The following is a 13,879-nucleotide window of genomic DNA, read 5'->3' on the forward strand; positions in this document are numbered from 1 at the left end:
ACTCAGCACCGACACATCATCACCGCCAGATACAGCAACAGCCCCGCCACCACGCCGCCACATTCACTGAGAATCCGCCACATAGGGCGGGAACTGACAATGGGGCCGGGACCCCTTTTTTTGGCTCCCATTCCGTTATCGCAACGTAATGAAATGAAACGTAACGATATGAAATGAAATGGTAGAGTTCGGCCATGACCGCAGCCGAGCCGCCCCGCAAGCCAGGCCGACCCCGCATCCACGCCAGCGCGTCCGACCGGGTGCGGGCACACCGAGCCAGAGCAGCAGAAAAGGCCGGCAAGGGCGCGGCAGTTGCCGGTGTCGACGAAGCCGACACCGCAACCCCCGAACTTGCCGTCGCCTCCCTCGCCGCTGTCTTGCCGGCCCTGGCCACGCAGGCCGAACAGATCACCGCACTGGTCCAGCGGGTCGAATCCGCGATCGGCACCGTCTCGGACCCCAAAGCCCTCGACCAGCGTCTCGAGCTGATGCGCGCCGAAACCGCACGCACCGTCTCCGCCGCTGAAGAGCGTGCCGCGGCCGCCGAAGCGGCCGCGCATGCTGCGACTGTCCGCGCCGACGCACTCGACGTCGAGAACGACGAGCTCCGCTCCGATGCTGCCGACGCATGGGAGCAAACCGCAGCAGCGGAAAACGCTGCCGAGCAGGCTCGCACAGAGCTCGAGGAACAGAAAACAGCGCACCAGCGGAGCCTCGACGAGCTCGACGCACGCCAACGAGCCGAAATGACTGCCCTGCAAGACAACCACGACTCCATCGTGGCCTCGCTCAACACCAGCCACCGCGAAGCAATCGACCGATACGACGAAAACGGCCGCCGCCTCGAAACCGAGCTGGCCGAGCTGCGCGCCGAGGCGAAGGCCCTGCGCACCGATCTCGCCGCCGAACGCAGCGCACACCACGACGACAACCGCAGTAACGCAGCAACACTCGCCCAACAGCGCACCGACGCCACCAAACGCGAAGCCGAGCTACGTCGCGACTACACCGAACGGATCGACGAACAGAAGTCGATCGCCGCGGACCTGCGCGAGGAGATCTCGTTGCAGCGATCTGAACTCGATCGACTCCGCGGCATCGAGGAAGACCGCCGCCACAACTGAGAGAGCGCCCCGAGGAGCGGGGAGATCGGATGCGAGCAAGGGCGCGTGGACGGCACGGTCTTTCAGGTCGCGGCGACGAAGACGCTGTAGCCGATCATGCCCAGCAGTATGAACGTCAAGGTTATGTAGCCCAGCGCTAGTCCTGCGATCGCCATGCCGCGACCAGCTTCGCCCGTTCGCCGGATCTGACTCAGCGCGATATGACCGAACACGAGCCCCAAAAGGCCACCGATGATGCCGAACACCAGCGCCAACACTGCGAACACGTTCGTGGACTGCGTCCCGGAGGGACCAGGTACGGGCCGCCCGTATACCGGTCGACCATCGTCTGTGTACCCGACGATCGGAGCCACCAGCGCGTCGTGGGGGAGTGTCGCAGGTGGCTTGGCGGAAACCTGAATTACCGCGACGATTCCGCCGACGATCATGGCGACTATGGAAGCGACGTTCACAATGTTGACGATGATGAAAATGAAGTCGACCCGAGCGGCCCGATTGATCGAGTTCAGAAGTAGACCCACGCCGAAGGCCGAGCCCAGGATCTGCCACCAGCGGACCGCCGTCGCGCGGCGATATGCGGATGCGGCGACAGCTGCGAAAGCACCGCCGATTGCCAGCCCAACGAAACCGATCGCAGACCAACCAGCAGCGGATCTGATCCCGAAAAATACGAACACCAACGCTGCTAGAACGACGGCAAGGAATATACCCAGTCCGACTGCAAGACAGGTCAAGCCGAGCTGTGGACCACGCGCTCGATGCCCTCGCTCCGAATCGGTATCGGTCGAGCGCAGAGCATCGGAAGACGGGTAAAAACTTTCAGACATTTTGGTCATTCTGCTACACGTCTTTACCGCAAAAAACCGACGCTGTAGATATGTCGGTTGTTTGAATGAACCGATGGTGGGGCAGGCGAGAATGCCGTCCAGTCGTTCACGCGATTGACTGTTGCCGGAACCGCCGAGCCGCCCTTTGCGTCCAACCAGATATGGACGACGAGCGTGCAGCCATCCGAGCAGACGGCTACGACCCCGACCATCCAGCCGTCTCCCATGCCCTCGACCAGGTCAAACACGCCCTGCACTTGCACCGGCACCTCTCCTGGACCTTCACCGCGTCCGACCTAGATGGCCTCGCAATTCCGCGATGATGCGTTCACCAGAGCATTCGACAGTCGAACACGCGTTCGATACAGTGTCGGTAGTTCACAACGGCACGGCGAAAGGTCGATCCTCATGGCCACCGTCGACGCGATCCCCGACCTCACCGGCCTCGACAAAGCCACCCAGCTCGACGTCCTGCGGCGTCGGATGGCCACAGTCCCCGGCGGTCGCCGCGACCACGCACCCGCCGAGCTGCCCACCGTCGCCGCACCCGAACCAGCGGCACCCACCGCAAGCAGTACGGTCCTCGCGGAGGGTGGCGATCCGGAACCGCTCAACCCCGCTGTACGCGGCAAGACCCTTCGCACCATGCCAGTGCCCCCACCGCTCGCCGCACTGCTCCCACGCCAAGCATTGGCCCGAGGAACCGCCGTCACCGTCACCGGTGCCGGGTCCATGCTCATCGCCCTCGTCGCCGAAGCATCCGCCGCCGGCCACCACGTCGCCCTCATCGGCCAACCCCGACTGAGCCTGCTCGCCGTCCACGAACACGGCGGCGATCTCGCGAAAGTCCACCTCGTCGATCCCGGGGCAGGCGACCCGCTCGACGCCGCCTCGATCTGTCTCGACGGGTTGGATCTGATCGTCACCACCGTGCACGGCCGAGACGTACCGCCAACGCGCGCAAGAGCTTTGCTCGCAAGGAATCGGCGGCACGCGAGTGTGCTGCTGCTGACCGACGGGCACATGCCTGGTATCGATCTCACGATCGCCTCCACCGTCTGCGGCTACGGCGGAATCGAACAGGGCCGCGGTCGCATCAAATCCATCACCCTCGAAACCACCGTCCACGGCCGCGGAACACCGCACCGCACCGGCCGCTACACCCTCACCGCCCCCACCTTCGGCGAGACAGGCCTGCGCTGGACACCCGAACCCGCCGCCGACCTCACCGTCCACCGACCCGTCGCCGTCGCGCAATGACCACCCACAACGAAGCCGGCATCTTCGATGCCTGGCCCACCACCTTCGAACCACCCACCCGACGCATCGTCGACCCGCCGATGACGGTGAACGTCAATGTCGCGCTCGCCATCGGACGATCCGGAGGCGGACGATTCCGCGACACGACACCCCTAAAAGTCCGCGCCGAAGGTCTCGCCATGGACACCACCGTCGAAGGAACCCTCTTCGCATGGGCACGCACCGGAACCGGCGATTGGCTTGCCGCCGTGTCGTTCTCGATCCCCACCGGCAACAAAAAAGGCCGACTCGACCTCGACCGACAATGGTGCCCCGCCGCTGCCATCACACCCATCACATGACCGACACCACCACCGCGGAAGCCATCAGGATCGGCCTCGAGCACCGACAATCAATACACACCACCGCAGCAGCACAGGAGAGACCGTGAACATCGGCGACCGCTACCACCTCGCACCCGGAGCACCCGGCATCGTCGTCGTCCGCGACATCCAACCCGAGGGCCTCATCCTCGTCGAAAACGACACACCAGGCCCCGGCGTCTACCCCTACCTCGTCAAACCCGACACCCTCGTACCCGCCACCACCTGACCGCCCTAACCACGACGCCGACGGAGCCGCCGAAGGTTCGCAGCACGAAGCCGTGCCGCCCGCTCCTCCGAATCGACCCGCAACGGATACCTGCACCGAGAACAGAAATTGTCCAGCGGCAACGGAATCGGGCTACTGCACCGAGGACAGTCAACGAAATGCGACCGATTCGTCACGGCCGACGCCCCTGCATCCACGGGCACAGAGCGTGGCAGAGGCCACCGACACCCAATCCGGGCCGCGCAGCAATACGCGACGAAAACCACCCCCGAAACCAGCGCATATGGCAGCATCGGACCAGGTCGGGAGCCCAACGAAACGGAAGCAGCCCAACGCATGCGCACAACCCTGACCGCAACACTCGCCGCAGCAGCGGCAATACCCCTCGCATTCCTCGCCGCCGCACCAGCCACAGCCGCACCCGGCGACATCAGTGCCGTCTTCACCACCACGCCCAACCCCGGCGGCAGCAACACAGTCACCGGCACCTTCACCGCCACCGGAGACCTCTTCGTTCCGTACTACTGCATTATGTACGACGCCGATGCCTTCGATGCAAATGGCAATTACCTACTTGACGCCAACGCATACGGCGACCCGAAGCCCAGCATTACCCTCACCGATACCGACGTACCCGATGGCACCTACACAATCGACTGGGTCTGCTACCTCGCCAGCGGCGGCTACGACGGGACCACAGGATCTTTACCGCAGCAGCAGGGTTACGGCGCACCGTCGACACTCGTGGTCCCCGCAGTCGTACCCGAGGAACCCGAACCCGGCTGCACCGGCTCCGTCTGCCTCCCCACAGGATCGTTCGGCTTCTAACCCACCAACCCGTGGTGCCCCGCCGCAATCAGGTGGCGGGGCACCGGCACATGCCTCACGAGAGGAACGACCACAGAGAGACAACGAAAGCTGCCGCGACACCGAGCCCGGTCACGCTCCGTCGCTCCCGCACAATCACGTTCACAGCCGTACCCCACACCGCGCCGCCGTAGAGCACAAGCTCCGGCGGCGTTCCGCGTCCCACCACTAAGCCGGCCGCGGTCGCAGGCAGGCCCTAGCGGGCCACACGCACCCCTGCGGGCTGCACCGAATCGAACTTCGCTGCGCTCCGCACTCAAAAGAGCGAAAAAGAATCAATTTCTTTTGACGTAGGTGGCTTCTCCGAGCATCCATCACCCGTGCCCGCCGCCTCAACCCCTCGCTCCGCTGCGCTACGGCCAAGGCTCCGAACACTTTTCGTCGAGCAGTCGCTGCGCTCCCACGAAAACTGCCCGGCCGAAGGGTTGCCCCGTCGTTCCCGTGCGCTGGTTTCTCTCCCCAGCCACCACGGCAAAAGAAATTGGCAGGGCAGCAGGTCCGGCCACCAGTCGAGAGGAACAGGCCCGTCATGCGAGCACAGCACCCCACCACTGCCGACGAAATCGACATCATCGTCCACCGCAACGGCAGCCGCAAAGTCCGCCGCACCGTCAAACGCGCCAGCGCACGCCGCGACCGCCGCACCGCCCGCCGCGAACTCCGCCACTGAAAACCGCTCCACCCCAAAATAACCCGAACACACCCCCGAAAGGCATCACCATGACCCCACACCGCATGTCCCTCGCCACCGCCGCCGACACCCTCGCCGCCATCCCCGCCCTGCTCGGCTTCACCCCCCACAACTCCGTCGTCATCATCGCCCTGACCGACGACGGCAACGGCTCGCACCTCGTCGCACCCACCGCCCGCGTCGACGCCCACCAGGCCGAAGCCGCCGCAGACGTCATCACGGACGCACTCATCCGCCAAGACACCCCCATCACCGCCGTCATCCTCGCCGCCATCGCAGACACCACCCACGCAGGAGCTGCCCTGACCGGGCTCGACGCGATCCGAGACGCGCTCACCGCCGTCGGAATCCGCACCCTCCGCGCACTGCACACCTACAGCCTCACCGCAGGAACCACCTTCACCGACCTCGACCGCTTCACCGACGGCACCATCCCCGACCCCGCCACCACCGAACTCGCGACAGCCCGCACCGCAGACGGTGCCGTCATCGCCGCATCACGCACCGACCTCGAGGCCCGATTCGCCCCCACCACGGAGATCCCCGAATCTCTCGCACTCGCCGCCGCCGCCACGATGGGCACCGACTTTTTGCCCATCACGTTCGACGAGCTCGCAGCCGTCATCCACGCCCGCGAAATCCCCAGCGCCGACCTCACCGCCCGCGTCGGCCTGGCACTGGCCACCGGACACCTCGAAGTCCGAGACGCATTCCTGGCCATGTCGGTTCACGGGGACGCCGACGCAGCAGACACATTCACCCGTATTGCCGCCCCGCTATGCGGCACCGCCCGCGCCAACGCCCTCACCATCGCCGCCTACTTCCTGTACTGCACCGGCGACGGCGCAGCAGCTCACGCCGCACTGCAGGCCGCCGAGCGCACCGCCGAACGATCCAACGTGCCGTTGCCGAGCCTCACAGGGATTCTCCTCCGCGTCCTCAACGCCGGGATGCCGCCGGAAGAGGTCAGAGGAATCGGCGGAGTCATCACCCCCGACTACGTCGCCGCCCACATCGGCGCAGTGCAGAGCTACACCTGACGATTCGCCGCCCAGCGTGGCCACCGGTCCGAGGTGGCCACGCCCGGCAACCGCAGGTCGCGGTCGCGGGGCCGGCGCATCGGGCATCGAGCCCTCACACCGACAAACGCGCACCACCCGCAGCAACGACAGAAGGGGCCGGCGGGTGGCAGCAAAATCGGACGAAACCTAGAAGGAGCCGAACAGTGCTCAGAGGGAAGTCGGCCCGGCCGGCCACACCAGATCGACGTCGACGGCGGGCGGGCGGGTGTCCTCGACCCGAACACCGGCCACGATCGCATCGAGCGCCAGCTCCGACGGAGGCGGTTCAGCGTTCACCACAGCTTTGGACAAGGCATGTTCGATCCGCGAGCGCTCCATACCCCAGCACCCTACCGACCAGCGCGAACACGGCGACCGCTACGAGCTTCGCGCCGACGACGAGAAGGGGAGGTTCTTGTCGGTCCGTCTGGCTGCGCAACGAGAATGCCTCACCCGTCGTCTCCCGGATCAATCCCTGGCTCCGCTCACGCTTCGGCCCACAGGGCCCAGCACGACTGTCGCCCGACCCGCAGTCGCTACGCTCCCCAGCCAACACTCGCACCGGTCAGGCATTGACCATCGACGCCGTGCGCCGCCGTCTCTTTTTTGCGCCACCCGGAAGCGAAGAGAACGCAGGGGAAGGTGGGAAGATGAAAGCTGTCGTAACTATGCGAATAGCCGATTCGATGGCATTGAAGCGAATCCGCAGAACACGAAAAAGTAAGTGCAGCAATGTATATGGAGGCACACACAATAAGAATAAGTCTGGAAATTAGATAACCATTGGCGTAGAATAAGAGCCAACAGAACAATTCTCGCAAGGAGATAGATATGTCCATCATCGTCTACACGAAACCGGAATGCGACCCTTGTAGCGCAACCAAAACAATGCTCGACAACAAGAATGTGAACTATCGAACCGTCGACGTCACCGAAGATCTCGACGCCTACCGCTTCATCACCGAAGAGCTCGGTTACCGACAGACCCCCGTCGTCTACGTCGACGAGGACACCCACTGGAGCGGGTTCCGGATCGACGCCCTGAAAAAGCTCACCGCAGCCTGACACCGACACCGACACCGACACGAGGCCCGCACAATGAACGCACTACGCGCAGTCCCCACAACTGGCGACGCCCCGGCAGCGCAGGCACGAGCGGAACTCGCACCGGTCGAAGACCTGGACACGTCGGCCGAGCCCGGTTACGACCCCGCCACCGACCCCGAAGCAATGCTCCTGTGCGCGCTCATGGACGTCCGCAACCAGAGCGTCGACATAAAACAGATCACCAACACCCTTACCGCCGCGGACTTCGAGGATCCCGCACACGCACGCATGTACGGCCACATTCTCGACCTCATCACCGCCGGCCAACCCCACGACTTCGCATCCGTCACCGGTGCCCTCATTCGATCCGGAGCAGATGGAGCCAAGGACGCACCCCTGCGCAAACGCCTCATGGGCATCGTCACCGCGGGTGCACACTCCGTCGCGGCCGTGCACTACGCCGACAACGTCCTGTCCCAGTCCTACCGACGCAGCTTCCATATCGCCGGCCAGCGACTGACCCAGGCCGCCGAAGAAGCACCCGAAGCCGACCTGTTCGACTACATGGTCGAACTCGGAACCCAGCAGCGCGCAGCCTTCAACCGACTCAACAGTTTTCGACAACCACCGACATCCTGAACCGCCCCGGTGAGGGCGGTTCGAGGAGCTACGGTGCTGCTCGAGTCACAACCGAAAGACGAGGACAGCGGCAGCTCACAAGGCCCTAAAGATACGGGGGGGGATCCCGAGTGACCCCGTGCATCGGTCCCTCCGTCACGAGGTCGGAGTCTATTTCGCGTTCTGGTCGGCCCAATTCAGGATCAGATATTGCGCGGAGATCCGCTGGTCGACGTCGGTCTTGTTGTCGAGGCCGGACGCTTCACCGACGTATCTGCCGTTGACGACCATGCAGTGCTCCTGAGGGCCCTGGGAGGTTTCGCGGCTGACGCAGCGGGCCGTCGGAAGCCCCTGCGGTGCAGGTGCTTCGGTGAAGCCGTTGGAGAGTTGGTCATCGACGAACTCGTTCAAGATGCGTTGGGCACCGGTCTCGTCGGCGGCCCGGTAGACGGTGGTCTTGTACGAGGCGTTGTGTTCGGATCCGGTCTCGGTGAGCACCTTGTACGTCAGGGGAGGGTTCGACGATCGGTGCGCCATCCCGCGGGGACCGTAGACGGCCATGTCGTCGCCGCCCTGGGCTTGTGGGTCCGCCTCGGGTATGGCGTAGATCAGGATCTTGTCCTGGTCCATCAACGGGTAGTCCGGACGCTCTCCGCCGTTCTGTTCGCGGGTGGGGGTGCCCGGGAATCGATCGATCAGCGGAGCTTGCAGCGAAAGAGCCTTCGCCACTGCCGTCGCGGTCCAGTCCTTCTGCGCTTCAGGGGCTTTCGCGTAGGTGTAGAGCACGTACATTCCGTGTGCAGTGAAGGCGTTGACCGCTACCTCGGGTCCGCTGAGGTCGGTGCGTTGGGTCGAGACCAGGGTGTCGGGCAGGACATCGATCGATTCAGGCGTCTCGAGGCCGGAGCCGGAGTCGACGGTGGTGAGGTTGTCGTGCATCTGCCGCGCGGCCGCGGCCGCTGCCTCGGTGGTGCCGAAGCGGATGACTGCGTTCACGAGGCTCCGAGTGGAGTCGTTGGGCGACGGTTTCGGGACGGCGGCAGTGGTGACGTAGCCGTAGAGCATGGTGTTGTCGCTGGCTATCTGGGCGACACCCTCGTTGAGAACGGCAGCGAGATTGGATGGAGTGCGCAAGACCATCGTCGGATTCTTCACATCGGTCAGTTCCGGGTCGACCTCGAACGGAACGGTGACGAATTCGGCCAAGCGTTGAGTCTCGACGTCGAGGAGTGTGTCCAAGGTGGCGAGCCCGAACGGCGCGGCGGGGGTGGTGGGGTAGTCGCCGGTGTCGAGCGCTGAGGGATCGATCGCTGCGGTGCTCTGGTCGCCGGTATCGGATGAGGCCACTGCGCTGGCATCGGTGCTATCGCGGGTGCTGCAGCCGGCCAAAAGAATGCCAGCGCACAGCACGGCCCCTGTACGCATGGTCCATGTAGTCGGCAAAATAGATTCCTCCCGTTCGTACCCCCGCCCCACGTGAGCCCGAGCGGATCATGCGGCTCTCGCGTCGTGTTGGACGCACCGCGGCGACGTTCGGTTCCATCGGCAATCGCCCACGGCCGTTTCTGCCGTGGAGTGCTATGAATGCCCGTGAGTACTCGTGCGGGGCATCCTGCCGAGTCGTGAACGGGCCAGCATCACGGCAAGGGGATCCGATGGGCAACTCTCTGGTGGTCACGATCGACTTCGGGGCTCACTCCGCAGTCGTCGCCGCCACGGTCACCGACTACGACCGCGGCCGCGTCGAGGTACTCCCGCTACCGGCGGGCACCGCCCTCGACCGAGCCGACGAGACGGTGCATGACGCGATCACGCGAGCAGTGGCGGCCAGCGCCCGCAGCGGCGGTGTTCTCACCGCACCAGACGCTCTCGTACTCACCCACCCACAGGACTGGGCAGCAGACCAGGTCGCGGTACTTCACGCAGCGTCAGCCGCCGCTGGCTACAGCCGGAACGCCACCGTCGTACGGTCACGCCGCGACCCGTTGACGTAACCGCACCCACGCCAACGGGTTTCGTTGCTCCCACAGCATCCTGATGCAGAAACCCCCTACCACACTGTGGCTGGGGGTCTCCGTCTACGTCGTGCGGAGCCGATGTCAGTCCTGGTGGATGGTCCGCAGAAGCTGCGCGAGAGCGAGCGCGGTGATGGGATCGTCGAGCGTAGGCGCGGCCGCGACGACCAACGCGAGGTCGGTCGAATCGTCGACCGCCGCGAGCAGATCCAACGATGCGGCAACGGCGAAGTCCGGGCCGGAAAGTTCGTTGATGATCGCCAATAGCTCGACGAACCGCGCAGCGGTCTCGGGCCGAATGCTGCTGTGCAGCATCTCGAACGCGGCCACCGCTTCCGGCGATCGGAGCTCGGCGAGGACCGCCAGCTCCAGGGTGTCGAGATCGGTGAGAGCAGCGGTGGTGTACTCGGGCGTGCGCATGGTCGGAGTCCTTCGGTCGAGGTCGCGTCGGTGTCACTGTTCTGCATGTCAGGGTGTGCGAGGTGTTAGTCGGGTCGCGTCGTGATCGGGGATTCCGAGACGGTGCGCGACGGTGGACACGGAGCCGGTGGCCACCATGCCCGTGACCAGATCCACGCGGATCCGGGCAGCGACGCGGTGCTGGTGCGCGAGGTAGGCGAGTAGCTCGGAGACGAGCAGCGCGGCACCGGCAGGTCCGCCGTATTGCTGCGCCCACTGCTCACCATCGCGGTCGGGGGAAAGCAACAGTCGGTTCGGATCGGTGAGAACCTCGTCGAGAATCTCCGCCGTGATACCGCACTCCTGAAACCGCTCGACAATCTCGGGAATCTCCTCGGCCGTGCGGTGTCCGGCCAGTCCGATAGACCAGCCGGCCTCGATCACGTCGCCGTGTGCGGCCGGCGGAGTGATCGAGCGAGGATCAACGGTGCCCATGATTGGTCCTCACGGTGGTGAAGCAGGTCACAGAGCTGGCGTAGGGGATGGAGACGACGTTGGCCCGGACGAGACTTCGATCGGTCAACGTTCGAGATCCTGTGTGGTGCGCGCTTGAGGTGATGGCACCGGTGGGGTTGCCTCGCGGGGGTGATTCGGTTGTCGGTTGAGCACCGTTCGCAACGAGGGCGGCATTGATGTTGCCGCGTTCTCACCGGTCAGTTGCCCGCGTAACTGAGCGTGCGTCGCCGGATCGTCCATCGGCACGCCGTCCGGACGTGGCTCGAACGACTGTGTGCGCTTCCGCAGATCGTCCAATTCACCATTGAGCGCGGCGACGTGGTCGCGGTCCCGCACTGCGTCCAGAGTTGCGATGTTCGCCCGAAGCGATGCAATGCGATGACGTCGTTCGACTGCCTCACTCTCGTGCACGGTGATCGGTGCCGCATGGCTGACGGTCAATCTCCGGCTCTCGGGATCCGCAGTGACCGAACCGCCGACCCGTTCGGCGATCGCGGAGGCAATGCGCGCCGCGTCCGCGGTCGAGTACACCCCGACCACGGTCCGGGAATCGGGAATCGGCTCGGGACGGGTCGATTGAACCCGCACCTCACTCACGTCTGGCTCGGTCGGGGCGGCGTCGATGCGCGACGGAGCCGAGTCCGCGAATCGAGAGATCACCTCGGCCACCGCGGGCGGGGCCGGCACCTGCGCCCTGCGTACCCCCGATGCGTACCCCGGCTCGCTACTGAGCACCACCGCAAGTTCGTTGGGCGTGCCGATGAAGGGCAGCTCGGTGTGCGCTCCGTCGCCTGCCCGGACACTGATGGTGGCCGCGATACGGTCGACCTCCCGGCCGGCGGACAGCATCGCGGCCTGACCGACAGTGAAGGTCGCAGCCGCTGTCCGGGAAAGGAATTCGGCGCGGGCGAACACATGCCCCGGATCGTTGTGCTGATCGAGGGATGCGACCTCGACCGTGATGCGCTCGGAATGGGTGGGACGATTTCGTGCAGAAGTCATGACGGTTGATCCTTTTTCGTCGTGTGCGTGAGGATCTCCCAGAGAGAGACGACACGCGCTGAGGAAGAGCGAAAGGGCGTCGGTTCAGAGGGCGTCGACACGCCGGCCGCAGCCGCGCGCCTCGAAACCTGTCGGTGCCGTGGTGTCTACTGGCCGCCACACGGGGCGACCCCCAGAACGAGAAGCGAGGTGATGATCGTGGTGATAGCGATAGTGGTCGGCATCGTCTTCGTCGTTGCGGTGTTGCGCGCCGGCGTCACCGACGACGGCGGCTGGCGATTCGCGCCGATGCGCGCGACCGGAATGGTGTTCGGCATGGGCTTCCGGCTCGTGAGCGTGGTGGTCGGCGTCCTGTTCGCGATGGCCGTGGCGGTCGTAGCCAGTGCCTTCAGCAGCTCCCTGTGACCTTGCGTCCAGCCGTGGTCTCAGAACAAGGTCGGCGTAGCGCTTTCCAATAGGGCTGCCTGTACCGCTGCGTCGTCCCAACCATGGCGTACCGCAGCACGCAACCGGCGCGAGCGAGCAGCTCGTGCGGCCCGATCCGGCCCGTACCAAAGCCCGGGTTGGCGACGTCCCCCGCCGCGACCTTTCGCTGCCATGTCGCGCAAATTCTGCGACTGGTTCCCGTCGACCACGTGCAGCGGCTGTTGCTGCGCCTCGTCCAGCGTCACTCGTACACAGATCGGGTTGTCGCACATGTGCAATGCGTTCACCGACTCGTCGATCGACCCACCGAGCGCGATCGCCAACGCGTAGCGATGCGGGCGAACCACCCGCGGTCGTCCACCGCGGGAGACCCAGAATCTGCCGTACCCGTCGTCGGCAATGGCCCCGATCCAGATCGCACACGACGACCGGTGCGGCCCGTGCACGACGTAGCTGCGAAACCGAGCTCGCTCGTCGGCGTCGCCCACTACCAACGGTTTCGGCACCGACTCCCCACCCACCTAACGCTTCCCGGTCGGTCGGCCTGTCGTGAACACGACGGCCGCTGTGCGCCAACGGCTTCTCGCCGCGAACACGGCCCACTGTCGAGGATCTCATCGACCCGTCTCCCGCGCTATCCGGTGTGCGCCAGTGACTGTACGTCGGGAGCGTTGTCGATGCGCCCGTGTTCGTTCTGCGGCTGATGATCCGAGGGAGCAGTCGTCTCGGATGAGCTTCGCTCACCGGCGCTGCTCGACGCGGCGTCCTCGCTCGCGTTCAGGCTGATCCGCGGGCGCTTCGGTGTGGCGCTCGCACTGCGTTTGCGCGACTCCGTCGACTTACTACCGACAGCGGCGGAGATGACCGACGTCGGCACTGTGAGCCCGATGTCGCGCAGTTCAGCTGCAGTCCACCCGCCCACCAATGCTTCTCGCATCGCGGCGTGAACGGCCTTCTTGCTGGCGTCGACCGATTTCGCTGCTGCGCGTTTGGTGGCCTCGGCCGCTTTGATCGCGGCGTCGGCTTCGGCTCGTTGCTTGGCGGCGTTCTCCTCGGCAGTTCCGACTGCTTGCTGTGCGGTCACGATGGCTTCTGCCAAGGCGACACGTCCACGAACAGCGGCCTCCGCGGCGGCGTAGATGGCTTCTGTATTGACTGGGTTGACACTCATGAGTTGCGGGCCTTTCAAGTCGCCCGAACCGCCGGCACCAACAACGCGACGAGTTCGGTGGGTACACGAATCTGCGCTTGAAGGATCGACCCGCAACGGCATCCTCAGCGCTGCCGAGCCTACCCGGTCACTGCCGTACGCACACGGGTCGAACGCCAGGCATTCCTCCCCGATCGAGAACGACAGAACGCCGCATCGATATGCCGAGGTGCGCGACGGCAGATAGCTACGCTCGCGGGTGGCCCGTTGTTCGAGATCGGAAGG

At 65.1% G+C, this 13,879-nt stretch carries 20 protein-coding genes; 11 read left to right on the plus strand and 9 right to left on the minus strand.

Annotated features, from left to right (window positions below):
* Positions 1 to 194 precede the first annotated feature (194 nt).
* Positions 195 to 1,124: a hypothetical protein gene (locus CH274_RS17725; protein ID WP_094658347.1), complete on the plus strand. Its 930-nt coding sequence runs from the start codon at positions 195 to 197 to the stop codon at positions 1,122 to 1,124.
* A gap of 62 nt (positions 1,125 to 1,186) precedes the next feature.
* Here the strand turns inward: CH274_RS17725 and CH274_RS29750 are convergent, their stop codons facing one another.
* Both CH274_RS29750 and CH274_RS29290 read right to left on the minus strand, forming a co-directional pair.
* Positions 1,187 to 1,951 (minus strand): DUF4190 domain-containing protein, encoded by a 765-nt coding sequence (locus CH274_RS29750; RefSeq protein WP_256993624.1) that lies wholly within the window; start codon positions 1,949 to 1,951, stop codon positions 1,187 to 1,189.
* Positions 1,952 to 1,974: 23 nt separating this feature from the next.
* A complete protein-coding gene (locus CH274_RS29290) occupies positions 1,975 to 2,220 on the minus strand; it encodes a hypothetical protein (RefSeq protein ID WP_179275793.1) in 246 nt (81 codons plus the stop codon).
* Between the two features lie 139 nt (positions 2,221 to 2,359).
* On the opposite strand from CH274_RS29290, the gene CH274_RS17735 reads away from it, so the two are divergent.
* The 6 genes from CH274_RS17735 to CH274_RS17750 all read left to right on the plus strand — a co-directional run bounded on the left by CH274_RS17735 (position 2,360) and on the right by CH274_RS17750 (position 6,400).
* Entirely contained in the window at positions 2,360 to 3,211 is an 852-nt protein-coding gene (locus CH274_RS17735; RefSeq protein ID WP_094658348.1) for a hypothetical protein, read from the plus strand.
* Positions 3,208 to 3,552, plus strand: a complete 345-nt coding sequence (locus CH274_RS17740; RefSeq protein ID WP_094658349.1) for a hypothetical protein — start codon at positions 3,208 to 3,210, stop codon at positions 3,550 to 3,552. Before CH274_RS17735 ends, CH274_RS17740 begins: the two co-directional genes overlap by 4 nt.
* 85 nt (positions 3,553 to 3,637) lie before the next feature.
* On the plus strand, positions 3,638 to 3,802 hold the full coding sequence (locus tag CH274_RS29295) for a hypothetical protein (protein ID WP_179275794.1): 165 nt from the start codon (positions 3,638 to 3,640) through the stop codon (positions 3,800 to 3,802).
* Positions 3,803 to 4,138: 336 nt separating this feature from the next.
* A complete protein-coding gene (locus tag CH274_RS17745) occupies positions 4,139 to 4,630 on the plus strand; it encodes a hypothetical protein (protein ID WP_094658350.1) in 492 nt (163 codons plus the stop codon).
* Between the two features lie 568 nt (positions 4,631 to 5,198).
* Positions 5,199 to 5,339, plus strand: a complete 141-nt coding sequence (locus CH274_RS29300) for a hypothetical protein (RefSeq protein WP_155289314.1) — start codon at positions 5,199 to 5,201, stop codon at positions 5,337 to 5,339.
* Positions 5,340 to 5,389: 50 nt separating this feature from the next.
* Positions 5,390 to 6,400, plus strand: a complete 1,011-nt coding sequence (locus CH274_RS17750) for a DUF4192 domain-containing protein (RefSeq protein WP_094658351.1) — start codon at positions 5,390 to 5,392, stop codon at positions 6,398 to 6,400.
* A 189-nt stretch (positions 6,401 to 6,589) separates the two neighbouring features.
* On the opposite strand, the gene CH274_RS29305 is transcribed toward CH274_RS17750, so the two are convergent.
* On the minus strand, positions 6,590 to 6,760 hold the full coding sequence (locus CH274_RS29305) for a hypothetical protein (RefSeq protein WP_179275795.1): 171 nt from the start codon (positions 6,758 to 6,760) through the stop codon (positions 6,590 to 6,592).
* 492 nt (positions 6,761 to 7,252) lie between these two features.
* Between CH274_RS29305 and CH274_RS17755 the strand changes: the two genes are divergently transcribed.
* Both CH274_RS17755 and CH274_RS17760 read left to right on the plus strand, forming a co-directional pair.
* A complete protein-coding gene (locus CH274_RS17755) occupies positions 7,253 to 7,486 on the plus strand; it encodes a glutaredoxin family protein (RefSeq protein ID WP_094658352.1) in 234 nt (77 codons plus the stop codon).
* 33 nt (positions 7,487 to 7,519) lie between these two features.
* Positions 7,520 to 8,107: a DnaB-like helicase N-terminal domain-containing protein gene (locus tag CH274_RS17760; protein ID WP_094658353.1), complete on the plus strand. Its 588-nt coding sequence runs from the start codon at positions 7,520 to 7,522 to the stop codon at positions 8,105 to 8,107.
* Positions 8,108 to 8,257: 150 nt separating this feature from the next.
* On the opposite strand, the gene CH274_RS17765 is transcribed toward CH274_RS17760, so the two are convergent.
* Complete coding sequence (locus CH274_RS17765; RefSeq protein WP_256993625.1) at positions 8,258 to 9,433, minus strand: DUF7373 family lipoprotein; 1,176 nt, start codon at positions 9,431 to 9,433, stop codon at positions 8,258 to 8,260.
* 308 nt (positions 9,434 to 9,741) lie between these two features.
* Between CH274_RS17765 and CH274_RS17770 the strand changes: the two genes are divergently transcribed.
* On the plus strand, positions 9,742 to 10,080 hold the full coding sequence (locus CH274_RS17770; protein WP_094658354.1) for a hypothetical protein: 339 nt from the start codon (positions 9,742 to 9,744) through the stop codon (positions 10,078 to 10,080).
* Positions 10,081 to 10,185: 105 nt separating this feature from the next.
* Here CH274_RS17770 and CH274_RS17775 read toward each other — a convergent pair whose 3' ends face one another.
* From CH274_RS17775 to CH274_RS17785, 3 genes are all read right to left on the minus strand, one after another.
* On the minus strand, positions 10,186 to 10,521 hold the full coding sequence (locus CH274_RS17775) for a hypothetical protein (protein ID WP_094658355.1): 336 nt from the start codon (positions 10,519 to 10,521) through the stop codon (positions 10,186 to 10,188).
* 48 nt (positions 10,522 to 10,569) lie between these two features.
* Positions 10,570 to 10,995, minus strand: a complete 426-nt coding sequence (locus CH274_RS17780; RefSeq protein WP_256993626.1) for a hypothetical protein — start codon at positions 10,993 to 10,995, stop codon at positions 10,570 to 10,572.
* Positions 10,996 to 11,079: 84 nt separating this feature from the next.
* The gene (locus CH274_RS17785; protein ID WP_094658356.1) at positions 11,080 to 12,018 is read right to left on the minus strand and encodes a hypothetical protein; all 939 of its coding nucleotides are present in this window, start codon (positions 12,016 to 12,018) and stop codon (positions 11,080 to 11,082) included.
* 27 nt (positions 12,019 to 12,045) lie between these two features.
* On the opposite strand from CH274_RS17785, the gene CH274_RS28910 reads away from it, so the two are divergent.
* A complete protein-coding gene (locus CH274_RS28910) occupies positions 12,046 to 12,423 on the plus strand; it encodes a hypothetical protein (protein ID WP_143546601.1) in 378 nt (125 codons plus the stop codon).
* A gap of 20 nt (positions 12,424 to 12,443) precedes the next feature.
* On the opposite strand, the gene CH274_RS17795 is transcribed toward CH274_RS28910, so the two are convergent.
* Complete coding sequence (locus CH274_RS17795) at positions 12,444 to 12,950, minus strand: hypothetical protein (protein WP_256993627.1); 507 nt, start codon at positions 12,948 to 12,950, stop codon at positions 12,444 to 12,446.
* 128 nt (positions 12,951 to 13,078) lie between these two features.
* Positions 13,079 to 13,615, minus strand: coding sequence for a hypothetical protein (locus tag CH274_RS17800; RefSeq protein ID WP_094658359.1), 537 nt, complete (start codon positions 13,613 to 13,615; stop codon positions 13,079 to 13,081).
* Positions 13,616 to 13,879 lie beyond the last annotated feature (264 nt).

The sequence above is a fragment of the Rhodococcus sp. 06-418-5 genome, from assembly GCF_002258285.1.
Taxonomy (GTDB): domain Bacteria; phylum Actinomycetota; class Actinomycetes; order Mycobacteriales; family Mycobacteriaceae; genus Rhodococcoides.

Excerpts from the sequence above, each read along its gene's own strand:
- CH274_RS17725 (WP_094658347.1), top strand. The coding sequence starts at position 195 with ATGACCGCAGCCGAGCCGCCCCGCAAGCCAGGCCGACCCCGCATCCAC.
- CH274_RS29750 (WP_256993624.1), bottom strand. The coding sequence starts at position 1,951 with ATGTCTGAAAGTTTTTACCCGTCTTCCGATGCTCTGCGCTCGACCGAT.
- CH274_RS17735 (WP_094658348.1), top strand. The coding sequence starts at position 2,360 with ATGGCCACCGTCGACGCGATCCCCGACCTCACCGGCCTCGACAAAGCC.
- CH274_RS17740 (WP_094658349.1), top strand. The coding sequence starts at position 3,208 with ATGACCACCCACAACGAAGCCGGCATCTTCGATGCCTGGCCCACCACC.
- CH274_RS17745 (WP_094658350.1), top strand. The coding sequence starts at position 4,139 with ATGCGCACAACCCTGACCGCAACACTCGCCGCAGCAGCGGCAATACCC.
- CH274_RS29300 (WP_155289314.1), top strand. The coding sequence starts at position 5,199 with ATGCGAGCACAGCACCCCACCACTGCCGACGAAATCGACATCATCGTC.
- CH274_RS17750 (WP_094658351.1), top strand. The coding sequence starts at position 5,390 with ATGACCCCACACCGCATGTCCCTCGCCACCGCCGCCGACACCCTCGCC.
- CH274_RS29305 (WP_179275795.1), bottom strand. The coding sequence starts at position 6,760 with ATGGAGCGCTCGCGGATCGAACATGCCTTGTCCAAAGCTGTGGTGAAC.
- CH274_RS17755 (WP_094658352.1), top strand. The coding sequence starts at position 7,253 with ATGTCCATCATCGTCTACACGAAACCGGAATGCGACCCTTGTAGCGCA.
- CH274_RS17760 (WP_094658353.1), top strand. The coding sequence starts at position 7,520 with ATGAACGCACTACGCGCAGTCCCCACAACTGGCGACGCCCCGGCAGCG.
- CH274_RS17770 (WP_094658354.1), top strand. The coding sequence starts at position 9,742 with ATGGGCAACTCTCTGGTGGTCACGATCGACTTCGGGGCTCACTCCGCA.
- CH274_RS17775 (WP_094658355.1), bottom strand. The coding sequence starts at position 10,521 with ATGCGCACGCCCGAGTACACCACCGCTGCTCTCACCGATCTCGACACC.
- CH274_RS17780 (WP_256993626.1), bottom strand. The coding sequence starts at position 10,995 with ATGGGCACCGTTGATCCTCGCTCGATCACTCCGCCGGCCGCACACGGC.
- CH274_RS17785 (WP_094658356.1), bottom strand. The coding sequence starts at position 12,018 with ATGACTTCTGCACGAAATCGTCCCACCCATTCCGAGCGCATCACGGTC.
- CH274_RS17800 (WP_094658359.1), bottom strand. The coding sequence starts at position 13,615 with ATGAGTGTCAACCCAGTCAATACAGAAGCCATCTACGCCGCCGCGGAG.